Annotated in this window: 15 protein-coding genes; 11 read left to right on the top strand and 4 right to left on the bottom strand. The window is 28.8% G+C overall.

What is annotated here, in order from left to right; all coding sequences use genetic code 11:
* The first annotated feature begins 130 nt into the window (after positions 1-130).
* From ACJDTP_RS05855 to ACJDTP_RS05815, 9 genes are all read left to right on the top strand, one after another.
* Positions 131-553, top strand: coding sequence for a 3D domain-containing protein (locus ACJDTP_RS05855; protein WP_077842954.1), 423 nt, complete (start codon positions 131-133; stop codon positions 551-553).
* A 447-nt stretch (positions 554-1,000) separates the two neighbouring features.
* Positions 1,001-1,666, top strand: coding sequence for an amino acid ABC transporter permease (locus ACJDTP_RS05850; RefSeq protein ID WP_012058721.1), 666 nt, complete (start codon positions 1,001-1,003; stop codon positions 1,664-1,666).
* Positions 1,647-2,324, top strand: coding sequence for an amino acid ABC transporter permease (locus ACJDTP_RS05845; RefSeq protein ID WP_012058722.1), 678 nt, complete (start codon positions 1,647-1,649; stop codon positions 2,322-2,324). The genes ACJDTP_RS05850 and ACJDTP_RS05845 overlap by 20 nt, the downstream gene beginning before the upstream one ends.
* 11 nt (positions 2,325-2,335) lie before the next feature.
* Entirely contained in the window at positions 2,336-3,085 is a 750-nt protein-coding gene (locus ACJDTP_RS05840; protein ID WP_017211656.1) for an amino acid ABC transporter ATP-binding protein, read from the top strand.
* 24 nt (positions 3,086-3,109) lie between these two features.
* Positions 3,110-3,982 carry a cysteine ABC transporter substrate-binding protein gene (locus ACJDTP_RS05835; protein WP_077842956.1) on the top strand — a complete coding sequence of 291 codons (873 nt, stop codon included), beginning with the start codon at positions 3,110-3,112 and terminating at the stop codon, positions 3,980-3,982.
* 443 nt (positions 3,983-4,425) lie between these two features.
* Positions 4,426-5,496, top strand: a complete 1,071-nt coding sequence (locus ACJDTP_RS05830) for an HD-GYP domain-containing protein (RefSeq protein ID WP_077842957.1) — start codon at positions 4,426-4,428, stop codon at positions 5,494-5,496.
* Positions 5,497-5,511: 15 nt separating this feature from the next.
* Positions 5,512-8,367, top strand: a complete 2,856-nt coding sequence (locus ACJDTP_RS05825) for a response regulator (protein ID WP_406760735.1) — start codon at positions 5,512-5,514, stop codon at positions 8,365-8,367.
* Between the two features lie 51 nt (positions 8,368-8,418).
* Entirely contained in the window at positions 8,419-8,781 is a 363-nt protein-coding gene (locus ACJDTP_RS05820) for a response regulator (RefSeq protein ID WP_173707788.1), read from the top strand.
* Between the two features lie 433 nt (positions 8,782-9,214).
* Positions 9,215-9,577: a sulfite exporter TauE/SafE family protein gene (locus ACJDTP_RS05815; protein ID WP_017211652.1), complete on the top strand. Its 363-nt coding sequence runs from the start codon at positions 9,215-9,217 to the stop codon at positions 9,575-9,577.
* Between the two features lie 404 nt (positions 9,578-9,981).
* Here the strand turns inward: ACJDTP_RS05815 and ACJDTP_RS05810 are convergent, their stop codons facing one another.
* On the bottom strand, positions 9,982-10,614 hold the full coding sequence (locus tag ACJDTP_RS05810; RefSeq protein WP_171771442.1) for an aldehyde dehydrogenase family protein: 633 nt from the start codon (positions 10,612-10,614) through the stop codon (positions 9,982-9,984).
* 444 nt (positions 10,615-11,058) lie between these two features.
* Here ACJDTP_RS05810 and ACJDTP_RS05805 point away from each other — a divergent pair, with 444 nt between their 5' ends.
* Complete coding sequence (locus ACJDTP_RS05805; RefSeq protein ID WP_017211650.1) at positions 11,059-11,463, top strand: hypothetical protein; 405 nt, start codon at positions 11,059-11,061, stop codon at positions 11,461-11,463.
* Between the two features lie 121 nt (positions 11,464-11,584).
* Here the strand turns inward: ACJDTP_RS05805 and ACJDTP_RS05800 are convergent, their stop codons facing one another.
* The 3 genes from ACJDTP_RS05800 to nrdJ all read right to left on the bottom strand — a co-directional run bounded on the left by ACJDTP_RS05800 (position 11,585) and on the right by nrdJ (position 17,006).
* Positions 11,585-12,952 carry an MATE family efflux transporter gene (locus tag ACJDTP_RS05800; RefSeq protein ID WP_171771443.1) on the bottom strand — a complete coding sequence of 456 codons (1,368 nt, stop codon included), beginning with the start codon at positions 12,950-12,952 and terminating at the stop codon, positions 11,585-11,587.
* Positions 12,953-13,049: 97 nt separating this feature from the next.
* Positions 13,050-14,582: a sigma-54-dependent transcriptional regulator gene (locus ACJDTP_RS05795; RefSeq protein WP_077842962.1), complete on the bottom strand. Its 1,533-nt coding sequence runs from the start codon at positions 14,580-14,582 to the stop codon at positions 13,050-13,052.
* 330 nt (positions 14,583-14,912) lie between these two features.
* Entirely contained in the window at positions 14,913-17,006 is a 2,094-nt protein-coding gene (gene nrdJ / locus ACJDTP_RS05790; RefSeq protein ID WP_077842963.1) for a ribonucleoside-triphosphate reductase, adenosylcobalamin-dependent, read from the bottom strand.
* A 514-nt stretch (positions 17,007-17,520) separates the two neighbouring features.
* Between nrdJ and ACJDTP_RS05785 the strand changes: the two genes are divergently transcribed.
* Positions 17,521-18,369, top strand: coding sequence for a 4Fe-4S binding protein (locus ACJDTP_RS05785; RefSeq protein ID WP_077842964.1), 849 nt, complete (start codon positions 17,521-17,523; stop codon positions 18,367-18,369).
* Positions 18,370-18,413 lie beyond the last annotated feature (44 nt).

Genomic DNA, 18,413 nt, shown 5'->3' with positions numbered 1-18,413 from the left:
AATAAAAAATCATATAAAAAATTTAAAAAGTAATAAAAAAGACATAAAATTTATACGTTTACACTTAACAACTAATGAAATTTATGGTATAATAAAAAACGTATTCTGGAAATTGAAAAGGAGAGATTTGATGTCAAAAAGTTATCAATGGATAAAAGTTGCAAAAAAATCAATCGTTTTTTCTGTAGCTTTGAGTATTTATTTAGGTATTGGAACTGCTTTTTCAGCTAATTTAGCTAAAGCAGCTACGACACAAAATAAAGATATAATCTGCTCAACAACAGCGTACACAGCGGAGTCAGGAAGTGTGACAGCAAGCGGAAAAATAGCAAAGAGAAATGCAAATGGGATAAGTACAGTAGCGGTGGATCCAAGCGTAATTCCTTTTGGAACATATTTATATATAGAAGGTTATGGATATGCAATAGCTGCAGATAGTGGAAGTGCTATAAAAGGCAATTCTATTGATGTTTATTTTGATAGCGATAGCGAATGTGATAATTGGGGTAGGAAAACTGTTAAGGTTACGGTATTTGGAAAATCTGATAATTAAAGAAAAATGAAAATGTTTAACTAATCTAATATAAGTGATAAAGTGATCTATAAAAATAATTCTAATAATTAAATCCAGAAAGCAATTAATTCAGATTGACTTAGACAAGCTTATTTAGAGATCAGTTATACTTAAGTTTATAAAGTGAATATTCAATTGTTATAATATCTAAAAGAAGTGTTTCTAAAATATAGGGACACTTTTTTTATTTGAAAAAGAGGAAAATTGATGTAGTATTATTGACAAAATATCAATAATATCTTGATTAATTTAAAATTATATCAATAAAAGTTTTCATTTGAAGATAAAAGCAAAAAATAACGTGTTATATATTAACTAATTAATAATATAAAGGAATAAGATTGACAAACTAGGGAATAGTTGTTAGTATAAAAGTATTCCTACAAGAATTGTATGAATTAAAAAAATTAAAAAGGTGATAAATAAATGAATATTGACTGGAATTTCGTAGTGACTAATTTGCCTTTGTATGAGAAAGCTGCATGGCTTACATTAAAGTTAGCTATTGTAGGGATACTTTTATCATTGGTAATAGGATTACTATGCGGAATAATATTATACTTTAAAGTAAGAGTTTTGGATAAAATTGTACAAGCTTATATTGAGCTTTCGAGAAATACTCCACTACTTGTACAGATATTTTTTCTGTATTTTGGTTTGCCTAAATTAGGATTTAAAATGGGAGAAGCTACTTGTGCTATAATTGGTTTAGCATTTCTTGGCGGTAGCTATATGGCTGAAGCTTTTAGAAGCGGAGTTGAGGCTGTAAGTAAGACACAAATTGAATCTGGCATAAGCATTGGTCTTTCAAAGGGCCAACTTATTAGATATGTCATAATTCCACAAGCTTTTTCAGTAAGTATGCCTTCAATAAGTGCAAATTGCATATTTTTATTGAAAGAAACTTCTGTGCTTGGAGCTATATCAATAATGGATCTCACAAATTTAACAAAAGATTTAATAGGAATGTACTATAGAACTTTTGAATCATTATCATTGCTAGTTTTGATTTATCTTATCATGATTCTACCTTTATCATTTCTAATGTCTTGGATAGAAAGGAAGGTTCGATATGCAGAATTCGGCAATTAGTGTTATTTTTCAAGAAAACAATATTAAGCGTTTATTTGAAGGCCTGTTCGTAACAGCAGAAATTGCTTTTATATCTATTATTATAGGATCTATACTAGGAATACTTATAGGTTTGAGTAGGACTACAAAATCGAAGGCGATACTTTTTATTAACAGAGTTTACCTAGAAGCTTTTAGAATAATACCAACGTTGGTTTGGTTATTTGTATTCTACTTTGGAGTTACTACAGCATTAAATATAAACCTTAGTGGAGAAGTTGTTTCTGTTATTGTATTCAGTCTTTGGGGCGCAGCAGAAATGGGAGATATAGTAAGAGGATCTCTTCAATCATTACCAAAACATCAGATTGAATCAGGGAAGGCTTTAGGTTTAAATTATTATCAAATATATAGATATGTACTTATGCCTCAAGCTATAAGAAGAATGATACCTGGAACCATCAATTTAGCAACTAGAATGATTAAAACTACTTCGCTTGTAGTTTTAATAGGTGTTATAGATGTTGTTAAGATGGGGCAGCAAATTATTGAAAGTTCAAGATTTCAATTTCCTACTGCTTCTTTCTGGATTTATGGTTTTATATTCTTCTTGTACTTTATAATATGTTATCCACTATCAAAAATATCGAAAAGACTAGAATCAAAGTGGAATAATTAGGAGGAACATACATGGATAAGAATAATAATCCTGTCTTGCTTGAAATACAGGATGTTCACAAAAAATACGATGAAAAAGAAATATTAAAAGGTATTGACTTAAGTCTCCACAAAGGAGAAGTACTAGTTATCTTAGGACCTTCAGGCTGTGGAAAAAGTACTTTTTTGAGATGTCTCAATGGACTAGAAAAAATTCAAGGTGGAGATATTAAATTTAAGGAACAAAGTTTTACAGATAAAAATGCCGATTGGCAAAAGATTCACGAGAAAATAGGAATGGTTTTTCAAAACTATGAATTATTTCCTCATATGACAGTTATTGAAAACATACTTTTAGGTCCTTTAAAGGTTCAGAAAAGAGAGAAATCTGAGGCACTTGCTCAAGCAGAACAACTTTTAAATAAGGTTGGATTACTTGACAGGAAAGATTCATATCCACGTCAACTTTCAGGGGGCCAAAAGCAAAGAATAGCTATAGTTAGGGCATTATGTATGAATCCAGAAATAATACTTTTTGATGAAGTAACAGCATCTCTTGACCCAGAAATGGTAAGGGAAGTACTAGATGTTATATTAGGCTTAGCTAAGCAAGGTATGACTATGGTAATTGTTACACACGAAATGGGATTTGCCCAATCAGTGGCAGATAGAATAATCTTTATGGATGAGGGCAAAATATGTGAAGAGTCGGGACCAAAAGAATTCTTTACAAATCCAAAGACAGAACGTGCTAAGCACTTTCTAAATATATTTCAATTTTAATTATTAATAGGGGGATGACAAAATATGAAAAGCATAAAAAAAATAGTAGCAGCTTTACTTTTAAGTACTGTAGTAGTTGGAAGTTTTGTTGGCTGTGGTAATTCAGCACAAACTAATAAAGGTGATTCTAATAAAGCAGCGTCTAGCTCTTTAGAAGACATAAAAAAACGTGGAACTATAAAGATTGGTGTATTTAGTGATAAAGCTCCATTTGGATATGTTGACTCAGAAGGAAAAAACCAAGGATTTGATGTATATGTTGCAAAGAGATTTGCTAAAGATTTACTTGGAGATGAGTCAAAAGTTGAATTTGTTTTAGTGGATGCAGCAAGTAGAGTTTCTTATTTAGAATCTAAAAAAGTTGATATAATTATGGCTAACTTTACTGTCACTGATGAAAGAAAAGAAAAAGTTGATTTTGCAAATCCTTATATGAAAGTATCACTTGGCGTAGTTTCACCAGATGGCGCTAAAATTACTTCAGAAGATCAACTTAAAGGCAAGAAGGTTATTGTAGCTAAGGGAACAACTGCTGAAACTTATATGACTAAAAACCATCCAGACGTTGAACTTGTAAAATATGAACAGTATTCAGAAATATTTCAAGCATTAAAAGATAAACGTGGTGATGCTATTTTAAGTGATAACACAGAAGTTATTGCATGGGCTAAAGATAATCCTGGATTCTCTGTTGGTATACCATCACTTGGAAGTACAGATACCATTGCTCCAGCTGTTACTAAAGGTAATACAGAACTTAGAGATTGGATTAACACTGAACTTGAAAGCTTAGGCAAAGAGAACTTTGTTCACAAAGCTTATGATGAAACATTAAAATCAGTATATGGTGCTGAATTTGAAGATAGCCTTGTAGTTGAAGGTGGAAAAATACAATAAGATTTTTTAAAGGATGAGGATACAATGTAATCTTCATCCTTTATTTTTATGCACTCGAATTATACACTGCAATCAATATTTAAGAAGTATTATGCTCAGCTAGCATTTTAAATCGCTTAATTAAAGTTTTATAAGAAAGTTATGTTTTATAAAGAAAATAAAAAAGAAGATATATTCGCCTACGATTTTATTCTCGTTTTGAGAATCGGAATGTATGAGTACGAAGTTTGTATTCATGGGCATTAAATCGATTAATAGCGATATTTTTTTTGTAGTCAAATGTGTAAGATTATGCTAATATTTAAATATGAATACCTATTTGGGAAAGTTTTTTCTTTTAAGTCTAGTTAATAAAAATCCAAATAGATTTTAGTATGTGTTTGCTTTCTTTAAAAGTTGTGTTGTAAGCAAACTATATTTAATTATTTCATTCGGAGGTGTATATGAGAGTTGTTAGTGTTTCCAGCCTAAAGGGAGATGAAATACTAGGAAAACAGATTTTTGATGAATCTGGTAGAATTTTACTTAGCGTTGGAGTGAGGCTGAAACCTTATTATATCGAAAAAATTAAGGAACTTGGTATTTATTCGGTATATATTGATGATGATATATCAAAAAATCTCGACATTGAAGAAAGTATTTCTGATAAGACACGGCAAATGAGTAAACATGCAGTAAAAAAAATGATAGATGGATATTGCCGTGAAGGAAAAACTGATAATAACAGCGTTATGAATTCTGTCAACTCAGTTATTGAAGATATACTATCAAATAAAGATGTTTTAATAAATGTTGCAGAAATAAGTGCTAGTGATAATAATATATATTCTCATTCCGTAAATGTATGCGTATTAGCTACAATTATAGGAACTCATATGGGATACAGCATGTCAAAATTAAAAGATATAGCTGCAGGTGCACTTTTGCATGATATTGGCAAAATAAGAATTATGAACGATAAAAAAATTTCGTCTGGATTTAAAGATAAAAATGAATTCAATAGATATATGGAATTAATGCATCCTAAGATTGGGTATGATTTTCTAGGGGATCAGCATGTTTGGAATGCATATGTTAAAGTGGCTGTTTTAATGCATCATGAAAGAAATGATGGAAGTGGATATCCTTTGCAGTTAAAAGGAGATGAAATAAATCAATTGGCAAAAATTGTATCTATTTGTGATACGTTTGATAATATGATATCCGGCAGAGAAGAAAATGAACGGAAAACTGTGTATGAAGCAATTGAATATCTAATAGGTATGAGTAATATTTATTTTGATGAAGAAATAGTGAAAAAATTTACTATGAATATAGCAGCTTTTCCTACAGGAAGTGGTGTTATTCTAAATTCAAATGAAAAGGGGTTAGTTGTAAAACAAAACAACTCAATGCCAATGCGCCCTGTAGTAAAGGTGTTGTATGATGAAACGGGAAGTTTACTATCTGAACCTTATGAAGTCGATCTATTGAAAGAATTAACACTTTTTATTACAAAGACTAGTGAAATTTAATTTTAGGAGGATAACATGAAGAATCAAAACAAGGATGAAATAAATATTTATTCTAATGATTTCCTAAAATTAATGAATAGTATTCATGTGAGATTTTTAGAGGTGAATTCTATAAATTATAATGAGTTATTAAGAAAATCATTAGAGGAAATTGGAGAATTTTTTGATTTAGATAGAATATATATATATCATTTTTCTAAAGACCCAACTTTTATGAAAATAGAATGTCAATGGAATAAAAAGTTAATAAAACCAAAAAGGGAAATTATAGAGGATGAAGTAGTTTACGCTTTTCCTTGGTTAATTCGTCAAATTAAAAGTAAGGATTTTATTGCTTTAAATAATATAACTGAATTTCCGGTTGATGCAACATTTGAATTAGAAGCTTTTAATATAGAGGGAATAAAATCGTCTCTTATAATTCCATTAAAAGATAAAAACAAATTAATAGGTTTTATAGGATTTGAAACCTTATCGAAATCGATAATATGGCAATCGGAACAGGTAAAAATATTAAATAATATTTCAAAGTTTTTAGAATTCATAAAAGCTAGGATTACAAAATTAAAAGAATACGAATCACTTCTTAATGGCCAGACTATTTTACTTGATAATGCTGCCTCACAGATTTGGGCACTAAGCAATGTTACTTCATATGCTACTGTTAATGAGGCTCATGCAGAATTTTTTGGAAAGAAAAAAAGCGATTTAGAATATAAAGACCTATATGACATATTTGATATTAATACTGCAAATAAGTTATCTGAAAATAATTGGGAATTATTTAGGAATGATGAACCAGCAGAGAAAGAGCTTAAAATTAAGAATTGGAAAGGCGAGGACAGGCTTCTTCAAGTTAAAAGTAAACCTATTAACGATGACTATGGTAACATTAAATATCTTGTTTGCACAGCACAGGATATTACGGAACAAAGAATTGCAGAAGCTGAATTATATAAGGCAAAAGTAGAGGCTGAATCGGCAAATATAGCAAAGAGTCAGTTTCTTGCAAATATGTCACATGAAATTAGAACTCCAATGAATGGAATATTTGGATTTTTAGAATTATTGGAATCGTCAAATCTCTCCTTGGAACAAAAAGAATTTGTACGCGAAGCAAAATCTGCTTCAGATATTTTATTAAATATTATTAATGATATATTGGATTTTTCAAAGATTGAGGCTAAAAAATTAGTACTAGAAAACATAAGCTTTAATTTAAGAACTATTATAGAAGATGCTGTTTCACTTTTTGTTCCCAAAACTTTGGAAAAAGGAATTCAGCTTTATACAATAATTGATCCAACTATTCCAGATGAGGTTATAGGTGATCCGTCAAGACTTAAGCAAATATTAAATAATCTTTTGAGTAATGGTGTTAAATTTACCGATGCTGGTGAAATTGCAATTAAGGTTGATTATTTTGAGGAAGAAAATGATATCGCACTTCTTACATTTGAAGTGAGGGATACTGGAATTGGAATTAGTGGAAAGGATATACAAAAACTTTTTAAATCTTTTAACCAAGCAGATGCATCTACCACAAGAAAATATGGAGGAACTGGACTTGGACTTTCTATATGCCGAGAATTGGTTAATATGATGGATGGTGAAATAACTGTTGATAGTGTATTGGATAAAGGATCTACTTTTAGATTTTGTGTAAGATTAAAAATATCTAAAAGGGCTTCTGAACATATCTCTATTTTCGAAAATGTTAATGACGTAAATATTTTGATTGTTGACAATGATGAAAATAGTAGAAAGATTACAAGTTCTTACCTCAGAGGAACTGGATTACATATAATTGAGGTTGATGGTGCTGGTGAAGCAATTTCAACAATTATTTCTAATAATGATACAAAAAATAAAATAAGCATTGTAATTATTGATTGCGAGATACCAGGAATGAATTGTTATGAACTTGCACGAACGTTAAAAAATATACCCATAGCGAAAAATATAAAGTTAATACTGTTAATGTCGAGGTATAAAGGAGACTTTAAGGCAGCAATGGAATATGGATTTTCGTCTTATTTGACCAAGCCACTAAAAAGAGATGATTTACTTAGCTGTATTGCTGTAAATTTAGGCTTGAAAAAAGAAGATGAAGAACATCATGAAGACTCAAATAAAAATGTAGTTAAAAACATTTATAACTTATCAGAAATTAGAATTTTATTGGCGGAAGATAATGAAGTTAACAGAAAAATTTTTATAAGCATGCTTAAATCTCGTGGTATTACTTGTGATGTAGCATTAGATGGTAAAGAAGCATTAAGAAAAGTATCGGAAGAAGATTATGATATTGTATTCATGGATTGTCAAATGCCAATAATGGATGGATATAAAGCTACTGCTGAAATAAGAAGAATTGAAGAAAATAGAAAACATACAAAAATTGTTGCAGTAACTGCTAATGCAATGGAAGGTGATTCGGAAAAATGCATTAAATCTGGAATGGATAGTTATATTACTAAACCTATTAATTTTGATATTGTATTTAAAATAATTGAGGAAAGCATTATAAATAAAAAGCATAATAGTATAGACTATTCTAGAATAATAGATAACTATGTTAATCAGTTTTCTAGAGATACAGGTCTTGATATAGAAGATGCATTAGAAATATTTGAAGACTACATAAGGTGTTTACCTGATTTGTTAGATGGAATTAATGATGCCATTAATACTAACGACTTAAAGAAGCTAGCAAAGTTTTCTCATGAATTAAAAGGTTCATCTGGAACACTAGGGATAAATTCTGTTCACGAATTAGCTACAATGCTTGACAAAAAAGCTTTAGAAGAAAATTTAGATGAATGTAATAAGATTTTTGGGCAAATAAAAGATTTGTTTTATAAAATATAATTTAATAATAGCAGTCAAATTCTGAAAATTACAGATGAAGGAGTTTTTAATATGAAGAAGATTTTGATAGTAGATGACTCATCGTATATGCGAATGTTTATACGAAAAATTATTCAAAAAAGGGGAACTTATATGATCCTAGAAGCATCAGGTAAAGATGATGCAATAGAAGTATATAAAATTGAAAGTCCTGATATTATAATTTTAGATTTAAATATGTCTGAAGTTAGAAAGGATGGCATTGATGTTTTGAGTCAAATAATGAGTATTGATCCTGAAGCAGTAGTGATTATTATATCGGCAGTAGGGTATGATGATGTTAAGGATGAATGTTTAGCCCTAGGAGCTAAGAGTTATATAAAAAAGCCATTTGATACTCAAACTTTAATAAAGACACTAGAACAATATAAATAGAATTTTAATATAGAAATTTAAAGATTGTTATTTATACTGAAAAATATATATTTAGTAAATTAGTTGAGATTAAAGAATGCAGTTATTAATGGAAAATGTATTCTTTAATTTTTTATTAATAAGGAATAAATTCGCGTGTTTATAAACAACCTAACATTATAAATTTAAATAATTTTGAAAAGTTAAGTGGGAGTCTTATTTTATTATGATAAATAGAATATGTATTGCAATAATAAATTTGCATTTAAAGACATGGTAAGCTAGGTATTAAACTAATATAATATTAGCATATAGAAAATCAATTGCAATATACTATTATAAATAGCTATAAATTAATTTATTCAAAGTAAATATATTATATGAAATGCAGTAAATAAATATTATTTTTTGAATTAAAGTAAGAATTTATTTGATATTATTTAAGGAGGATTTTATGTTAGACATTATAATTTACATAGTAATAGGGGCCGCAGCAGGTATTTTAAGTGGTTTGTTTGGAATTGGTGGTGGAATAATTATAATTCCTGCATTGATGTATTTAAAAGGATTTTCACAGCTTACAGCTCAGGGAACGTCTCTCGTTGCAATGCTTCCACCAGTTGGCTTACTTGCATTCATGGAATATTATAAGAAAGGCAATACAAATATAACTGCGGGTATAATTATTTGTGTTACTATGCTAATTAGTGCAAAATTTGGAGGCCAGCTTGCTAATATTCTTCCAGCAAGTATAATGAAAAAAGCTTTTGGAATATTTATTATTTTGGTTGGAATAAAAACTTTTCTGGGTAAGTAATGAAAAACAGTTAATCAGTAAAAAATGTTAGTCTATATTATTAAAATAACCATTAATTTATTATAAGTTAGTGGTTATTTTTTTATATGTTTATAATTTAATTGCTGTATCTTCACTTGAAAATAGTCTAAAAACATAGTACTTAAATTAAGTAAAATATTAAAGATTCATTAATTATATCTGAATATTTGGTCATTTTTGATATATGAGATGATAAATTAAAGAAAATAAAAAAGCCCCAATTGGGGGTGCTTTAATTAAAGAAAATGAGTGAAAATACAATGGAGCTGATAAATATCTAAATCAATGTGCTTTGGAATATACCATCATATAGTTCACTCAAAGCTATAGATCGAATCGTATTTATTAAGTGTATGCCTTTCAACAATTTAAATACCGTCTAACTAAAGTGCTATTTTTCTAGCATCTTGATTATCTATTGCAGAAATAAGAGTTATTTTTTCGTTTGAAATCAAGATATTAGTATTTTCAACGCTAGGGTTTTTTACTGTTACTACAAGATTTCTTGGGCCACCTACTGCCTCTATAGCTCTATTTATAAGTTTAATAGTATAAGAAAATACTTCTTTTATATCTTCATTTGATGAAAATACAATTGCATGTCCAGCTTTAAGCATTAGAATGCTATTTCTTATTATTGTTTCGATAGGATTAGATGCTTCAACAACAACTCCATTTACAGTATAGGAATTATCGCTGTTAATTATAGATAACCTAGATTCAAGATATTTATCATTTAAACATTTATCTAATGCATTAGTATTATTGTAAAGAATATTACTGTAGGAGCTAGCACCATTCTCTTTACAAGTCATTAAACTAAGTTCCTCTAAGTGCAATTCTAATTCTTTAATTACTGAATCTACTATTTCATTCTTTTTTTGCTCACTGTATTTCTTATATTCTTCACAAGCAACATGAGCTAATTTAATAGCATCTTCCATTGTGTCAAAAACTCCACAATCTCCTTGTCTATCAATTATAATTGCATATTGAATTGGTTTTTTTACTATCATAGTATTTATCCCCCTCATATTTATAGATTTTAATTTTTTACTATGATTTCTACTAATATAGAAGCAGAAGAAGTTAAATAATTAACGTTAATTATTTAACAATAAGATTTAAAAAAATATAGATATTTATATTACTATCTTATTAAGTATTATAACAATATGTTACTAATTATTCAAGTAGTTGTTGTGAATTTTCTGAATTTTATTTTTCATTGTTAAAAAACTAGCTAATTATAAATTCAATTTGAAGAATATGTATAAATTATCATAATAAAAAATAATAATTTAACAATCTTAAAAGTATATATGGATAGATAATATAGTTTGTTTTTTTATAGATATTTATTTATATAACATAAGTAATCAATATTTCTACTAAGTAATAATTGACAAAAACATCAAACAATATACAATTATCTTATTAGGATATAGGGGGAATTATAAATGAAAAAAATAGTCAGTAGATTAATATTTGGTTTCGTATTATTTTCAATAATTGGATATAGCGGCATTCCAGAGAAGGTAAAAAATGAATATATTAATAGTAATAAGTATGCAGGAATACATATAAAAGAAATAAAAGAGAGATCAGTTCTAAATAATTCAGGAGAAGAAATAGGAAAAAGAGGAGAAGTTACATATAATCCTGATAAAATAACAGATGAAGCTTTAATAAATTTTTATAATGATAAGATTAAGAACACCGGGTATAACTATTATACTTTAATAAATGAAAAAGATAAAACTCAGGGTATTGTTTCAATTGCATGTGTAAATGTATTAACATATTCAGAAATAGATGACAATGGATATATAGTAAAAGCAAATAAAAATTTTGAAGTCAAATAGGATTGTATAAATTATAACTTTTGACTTCATATATAAGTTAATTAAAAGAAGGCACTAAAATGATCTCTAAGACTATTTTAATGCCTTCTTTTAATTAATTTTTTAAGGTAAAATTTTAGCTTTAAACTTGAAATTTCTTCTCAGCTTTATCGTAATCTTTTAATAAATGATTCTTTCTTTTAAATATGAAGTAATATGGAACTTCATAAGCTAACATGAATATCCATCCTATGAGGCTGGCATAGGCCATACTTATCATTCCTACATGAGAAACTAATATAAAAACGAATATTACTCTAAAGGATATTTGGATAAGTGTAGAGATTAATGTAATCTTCATGTTTCCCATGCCTCTGAAAAAACCTTGAATACCATTTGTAAATGCAGGAAATAAATAAAAAAATGCCATAAGTCCTAAGTAACTCACACCTAAGTCAACCATGTTATTATCATTATAAGAGACAAATAATTTCATTATAGGTGTCTTAAAAATTAATACAACCAAGCAGATTATTATCCAATAACAAAATTCTATGAATAAACCAACTCTAAATCCTGCCTTAATACGATCTTTATCATTTGCACCACGATTTTGAGCAACAAAAGTCATCATTCCATGAGATATACTTTGTTGTGGAGTGAAAGCAAAATCATCAACTCTGTTTACAGCATTAAAGGCTGCTATTGTAGCTACCCCTAATGGATTGATAGCACCTTGAATTAACAATTTGCCGATTGGCTGACAAGATTGCTGCAAAGCTGTTATTGATCCATGCTGGAGAGTTTGTTTTAAAAGCGTTCTATCTAATTTTATATCTTTTCTAGATAGTCTCAACAATGGTACTTTTTTATATATGTAAATTATACAAAATAGAGCGGAGCAAGCTTCAGCAATAGTTGTAGCTAGTCCAGCTCCAAGTACGCCCATATTAAAGCCTCCTATAAAAATAAAGTCAAGACATCCATTTAAAATAGATGCTATAGCTAAAAATCTTATTGGTGTTTTTGAATCCCCAACACTTCTCATTGCTGCAGATACTGCATTATATAAATATGTAAAAGGCATTGCGGCAAATATTATTCTTAGATAGAGTGTTGCAGATTCGAGAATTTCATTTGGAACTCCAAGGAGGATTAATATATTCTTAGAGAGGATTAAGCCTAATATTACAATTATTAGAGAAAAAAAACATCCAAATATTAAAGTTGTCGAAATCTCTTTCTTTAATTCTTCATATTTCCCGGCTCCAAAAAATTCACTCATAAGAACTGATGCTCCGATACATATACCTGTTATTCCTAAAATTACAATATTCATTACAGGATTAGCAGTTCCAACAGCTGCCAAAGCATCTGTACCAGAAAATCTTCCTACTATTATCGAATCTACGGCGTTATAAGTAAGTTGGAGCAGATTTCCGAGTATTAATGGAATAGAAAAGCTTATAAGATGCTTAGGTATATTCCCTTTAGTCATATCTTTAGTCATAATTTTCACTTCCTTAATATTTCTTTATTAGGTTATTATACTAAAGGGGAGACTACGTCTTCAACAAACTAATTAGAGAAAATGTTTCATTTTGAAATCATTTTAGCTTTCTCCATAATGTACTATGACTAATTTTCAATCTTTTCTCAACTTTGACCTGATTCATTCCTTCTTGCTCCATTACATACTTTATAATACGAGTTTCTATTTCTTTTAAGCTTCCATTTAAATCAATAGGGACTAGAGAAGCATTTTTATGATTTTCAAATTCAACTTTTAAGGCTGTTTTTACTTCATCAACATTAATATAAGAGCCATTACATTTAAGTGCTAATTGATTTACGACTCTCATAAATTGCCGTATATTTTCAGGCCAAGCGTAGTCAGATAGTAATTTTATACCACCTTCTTTTATACCTACCACTTGACTTGCACATCTTAAATCTAGCTTTGAAAGATACATACTTACCATATTACTGATTTCATCACTATAATCTTTTAAAGGATTTAATTCGATTCTAACTTCATCAATTATTGAACGGAGCTGCCTAAGTAATTTTCCGCTACTAACACAGAGTTCAACAGGTAATTCGCAAGACGCAATTATTTTAATAGTATTGTTTCTAGATAATTTTTTTAAAATATTAGCTATCTTTTTTTGCCCTTCTGTATATAACGTATCAATATCCTCTAGAAATAATGTGCCGCCTTCGTTTTTAAAATTATCAATTATGATTTTATATAGAAAGTCGTAGTTGTAATATTTAGGAATAGAGTGACAGCTTATACATATTAAGCTTTTTCTTTTTTGAGGACCATAGTAAGTGCATAAATATCCGATATCATTCTTGCACATTCCGTCTTCGCCAGTAATAATTGTTGGAAGTGGTGTGTTACTTAGATATGATATTTGAGAAAGAATTGTTTGAGGAAATACTGTATGTACAAAGCTTGGTGATATTTCATCTGGATTTAATATTTTTATAAAATCATCAATATTGCTTTTTTCTCTTTTTTCATAATATGTATATTCAACTGCTTCGGATTTTAATTCTTTATTATTAGAAAGAGAGTTGCATAAGCGTACTGCTTCATCAATAGCACTTTTTACAGCTTCAATTCCACTTGTAATAAGTATGCTATTAATTCCAAACTCCTGCGCTGTTTCATATACCATATTATCGCCGATAATGAGTTTGTAGTTTTCTTGTTTTAGTTCTTTAATTAAGTCTGGAATATCTTTATGTTCAAAATAACACTTTGATTCGATTGAATAACCTAAAAGTTCACTTAACTGTTTAAATGATTTAAATATATTGGGATAAGATAAAAATATTTTTTTTCCTTTATATCCTTCAGATAATTTTAAAATTCTAAGTATATCAAAGGCATTAATATGAATTTCAACAATAGGAGTTTGAGTGATTTTCCTGCAAATTTCTGCAGTACCACCTCTTGTTATGATCACATCATATTTTTTGTTTATATTTACTTGTTTCAGAATTTTTGGTCCTTGTTCATAATTCCCTTGATATACATCAATTTGGAAATCCTTATATTCAGATGAAACTGACATTGCGATTTCTTTTAACCCAAAGTAGGGTGCTAAAAAAAGTATTTTTGCTTTCATAACTGTATTTACTCCATTAATTAATTTATTATACTATTATATCAAATATATAAATTAATTAATTACATATATTATCTATATTTAAAACTCTGGAAATCCAAGCACTTAATTGCAGCATATATATGGAGCAAATATGTATTCAATTTCCGCTGATATGCATATAAGTCCGGCTCTCATTGTAGAAACTTATAATATATAGATACCGAAAAAGGCAGTTATCTATATATTATAAATTTATGTTTATATTTGAACGAAGCCAGCGCTATAAAAACACTGGCTTCGTTCAATTACTTAATAGTTTCTTTTAATATAAGAATATAAAATATTATATTACCTTATTGGACAAACTCCATTTGCGCACTCTTTATCAATTATTTCATGTTCGTCATCATCATCAAGTTCAGCTAATAATTCATAATCTATAGGTTTAATATTTTTTATACGTTCCTCATAATCTTCTTTTGTTGTAGATTCATAAGGTAAAAGAGGGTAAGTTTCGTCTGTTAGAGGAAGGAAAGTTATACCAACCACATAGTCAAAATTCTCATAGAGCCAATTGGCAACATCATCCCACTCATTTTCTCTTACATGTACGGTAATTGAAGTATTGTGATCAGTCCAATTTATCATTGATAATTTATAAAGTTCAAGTTGTTCTATAGCTCCAACATCATATTTTGTTTTTCCGTAAGGAGCTTTGATTGGAAATTCTATAACTTTTGTTGTGCAATTTTCATCACTTTGACCATTTTCATTATAAATTGGATAGCATTTTAGCTTTTCTATCATTTTATATAGAGGATCAGATGTAGAGATCCTAACTCTTCTAATATAATAATTAGAATGTGAATAATGTATTCCTGAACTTACACATGGAAGTGTGGATAGAGATCCTTCAGGCTTAATTGTTGTCATAAGCTCAGGAATGGAAATTCCAAGTTCTGAGCAGTATTTAATACCTTCGCCTCTAACTACATCTCTTAAACGCTTTAGCAATAAACCTAAATTTTTATAAGTCATGTTTGTTCTATTTACCATATCCATCATTCCAGTTAATGATATTCCAACGATTCTATCATTTTGCATGATTTTATTCCAATCTGGAAGTTCTACGTTTACTAGGGTCATTCTAATAGCCACTCTAGTAGATAGCTTTATTATTTTTTCTAATTTATCAATATCTAGGTTATTATCTTCATTTACGAATGAGGCTAAATTGTTAGTTGATAGGTTGCAGCATTGATGTGAATTAAGCAAAATTTCTCCACATGGGTTACAACCTTTAAATGTACTTTTTCTTCTCATAGCTTCACTTCCATTAATAAAACCAGGTTCACCATTTATTTTTATGGATTCTAGGATTTTCTTTATTTTATTAAGCGATGGTTTTTCTTTATATAAAACAGAATTATTACTCATTTTCCTATGAGATACTTCTGAATTTTCAATCCAATTTCCATTGACTATTGTATATAATTTACTTTTTGCATTTATAACATCCTCATCATTTTCATCGCAAATTATCATCATTGCACTACGCCTAACTCCACCAGAAACTACATTTTCACTTATTATGGTAGCTATATCAAGCACATCTATGGACCTTAAGCTTCCATTAACAAGATTACTGCAAACCTTATTTATTTTTTCAAACATTCTTTTTAACGATTTATGACCAGATGCTCTGCCACCAAATCTTTTTAATCTTTCACCCTCAGGCCTTACATAGCTGTAGTCAAATGTAATTTTCTTAATATTAATATATTCAGGACTTGTAATCAAATTAAAGTAAGTTTCTAGAGCATTACACCAGCCTTCTTTGCTATCACCAATTTTAATCTTAGCGACTGATGGATTTACCTTGTCTAAAATAAGTTTGGTGTTTTCCATATATTCTTTTGGCATGAACTTATGAATATCTTCATTATATTCGCTGTCAAGAAATATTCTCCTTATATTAGGCATTTTTGATATTAGAGATTTATCTATTCTAACACCGACACCTGACCCAATCATGAGAAGATAGAATATGTCTACAAAATCATGGAATTTCTCAATCATTGTAAATGCACAGTTATAATTTGAAAGTGGATATTCTTTTACTATATCAGTTCCACCCATATAAAGAGTTCTACCTGATGTAAAGGTCCTTAAATTGAATAAATTATCAAATAACAGCTCAGCTTCTTTTACTTCATCTTGTAGATTTATACTTAATCCCTGTTTCTTTTTAAATTCTATACCAAGTTCAATGTTATATTCTGTTGTTCTAAGAACTGTTTCAAACCAAGTTTCTCTTCTTTTTTTATTGTTTAAATATCTAGAATAAGTTCGTAAATAAACAAATTCGCCAATATTGCTTAAAGGCGTATGCTTAATTTCTCTGTATTTGCTTAAAAATGATTCTGATAATAGTTCACTCATATATATTCCTCCAGTTTTACTTAATAAGCTAATAATTTCTTTCTAATCCTTATATTCTTTTGAATTATAATATCTTCAAGTTTTATAATAACATTATTTTAAATCATTTTATGATAAAATACAATATGTTGTATTTGTAAAAAAGTATTTATACAATATATAGAGTTGTCCTATTCGCCATAATGATTGACTTTAACAAGTAATATGAAAAATTAATCAAGTATATTTAAGAAAGACTTATAAAATAAAAGTGTGATTTTATAAAGAGATTATATGTGTAATTGCATAAACGTGATAACAATCACGGTTTTATATAATAAATCGTGATACTGTAATTTAGTAATATAAAATTTTAAGCGGCTTTAGCGATAGATCTAAATATAAGCTATATGCAGTTACTTACAGGTATAACTGTAGGTTTTTTATTGCGCTCAAAAGTTTCATAATATAAATTATTACTTTTAGCTAAGATTAGCACATAGACCGCTTGTACAGAAAGGAAAGATAAAATACAATGACTAAAAGTGAGCTTGAATCATTAAAATTAGAAGGTTTTATGCAGCAACAAGATAAAGAATATTTTTCACTTAGAATATTGACAGATGCAGGAAATTTAAGTTCTAATGAAATGATTTGTCTAGCAGAAATATCTGAATTATATGGAAATGGATACATGGGATTTACAACACGGCAATGTGTTGAAATACCTTGGATTAGAGAAGATTTAATTCCAGAGGTTAAGAAGAGGATATTAAACGCAGGAATTAAGACGGGAGGCACTGGTACAAGGGTTGTAGCTGTAGCTGCTTGCAAAGGAGCACTTTGTAGGTTTGGATTATTAGATTCACAAGAAATAGCTAAAAATCTTGATAGAAAGTTTTTAGGAATAGATCTTCCAGGTAAATTTAAAATTGGAGTATCAGCATGCCCTAATAATTGTGTAAAAGCTCCAATCAGTGATTTAGGTTTTTTGGCTCAAAATGAACCCAAGGTTGAGACAGATATGTGCAAAGGGTGTAAGATTTGCGAACGTACTTGTAAAGTTGATGCAATATCAATGGTACATAAAAAAGCAGTAATAGATTATAATAAATGCATTTCTTGCGGTCAATGTATCAAAGCATGTCCATTTAAAGCCATGAAGTTAGAAAAGGAAGGAGTTGCGGTATATTTAGGTGGTAAGTTAGGAAGAAATTTAAGAATAGGAAATCGTCTTAAAAAACTTTACCAGATTGATGAATTGGAAGCTATTACAGAAATGGTTATTGAGTATTATAAAAATAATGCTAACAAAGGTGAAAGATTAGGAACGACAATAAATAGATTAGGTTTTAATCATATAAAGAACAAATTAGATATATAGATATTGCTATAGTTAACTCTCGTTTAGTACTATTTTAAGAATTA

It is taken from the genome of Candidatus Clostridium helianthi (assembly GCF_045310795.1).
GTDB classification, from domain to species: Bacteria; Bacillota; Clostridia; order Clostridiales; family Clostridiaceae; genus Clostridium; species Clostridium helianthi.
This window is presented reverse-complemented; position numbering and strand designations above follow the sequence as displayed.

Coding starts and splice junctions, on each gene's coding strand:
- ACJDTP_RS05855 (WP_077842954.1), top strand. CDS start 131: ATGTCAAAAAGTTATCAATGGATAAAAGTTGCAAAAAAATCAATCGTT.
- ACJDTP_RS05850 (WP_012058721.1), top strand. CDS start 1,001: ATGAATATTGACTGGAATTTCGTAGTGACTAATTTGCCTTTGTATGAG.
- ACJDTP_RS05845 (WP_012058722.1), top strand. CDS start 1,647: ATGCAGAATTCGGCAATTAGTGTTATTTTTCAAGAAAACAATATTAAG.
- ACJDTP_RS05840 (WP_017211656.1), top strand. CDS start 2,336: ATGGATAAGAATAATAATCCTGTCTTGCTTGAAATACAGGATGTTCAC.
- ACJDTP_RS05835 (WP_077842956.1), top strand. CDS start 3,110: ATGAAAAGCATAAAAAAAATAGTAGCAGCTTTACTTTTAAGTACTGTA.
- ACJDTP_RS05830 (WP_077842957.1), top strand. CDS start 4,426: ATGAGAGTTGTTAGTGTTTCCAGCCTAAAGGGAGATGAAATACTAGGA.
- ACJDTP_RS05825 (WP_406760735.1), top strand. CDS start 5,512: ATGAAGAATCAAAACAAGGATGAAATAAATATTTATTCTAATGATTTC.
- ACJDTP_RS05820 (WP_173707788.1), top strand. CDS start 8,419: ATGAAGAAGATTTTGATAGTAGATGACTCATCGTATATGCGAATGTTT.
- ACJDTP_RS05815 (WP_017211652.1), top strand. CDS start 9,215: ATGTTAGACATTATAATTTACATAGTAATAGGGGCCGCAGCAGGTATT.
- ACJDTP_RS05810 (WP_171771442.1), bottom strand. CDS start 10,614: ATGATAGTAAAAAAACCAATTCAATATGCAATTATAATTGATAGACAA.
- ACJDTP_RS05805 (WP_017211650.1), top strand. CDS start 11,059: ATGAAAAAAATAGTCAGTAGATTAATATTTGGTTTCGTATTATTTTCA.
- ACJDTP_RS05800 (WP_171771443.1), bottom strand. CDS start 12,952: ATGACTAAAGATATGACTAAAGGGAATATACCTAAGCATCTTATAAGC.
- ACJDTP_RS05795 (WP_077842962.1), bottom strand. CDS start 14,582: ATGAAAGCAAAAATACTTTTTTTAGCACCCTACTTTGGGTTAAAAGAA.
- nrdJ (WP_077842963.1), bottom strand. CDS start 17,006: ATGAGTGAACTATTATCAGAATCATTTTTAAGCAAATACAGAGAAATT.
- ACJDTP_RS05785 (WP_077842964.1), top strand. CDS start 17,521: ATGACTAAAAGTGAGCTTGAATCATTAAAATTAGAAGGTTTTATGCAG.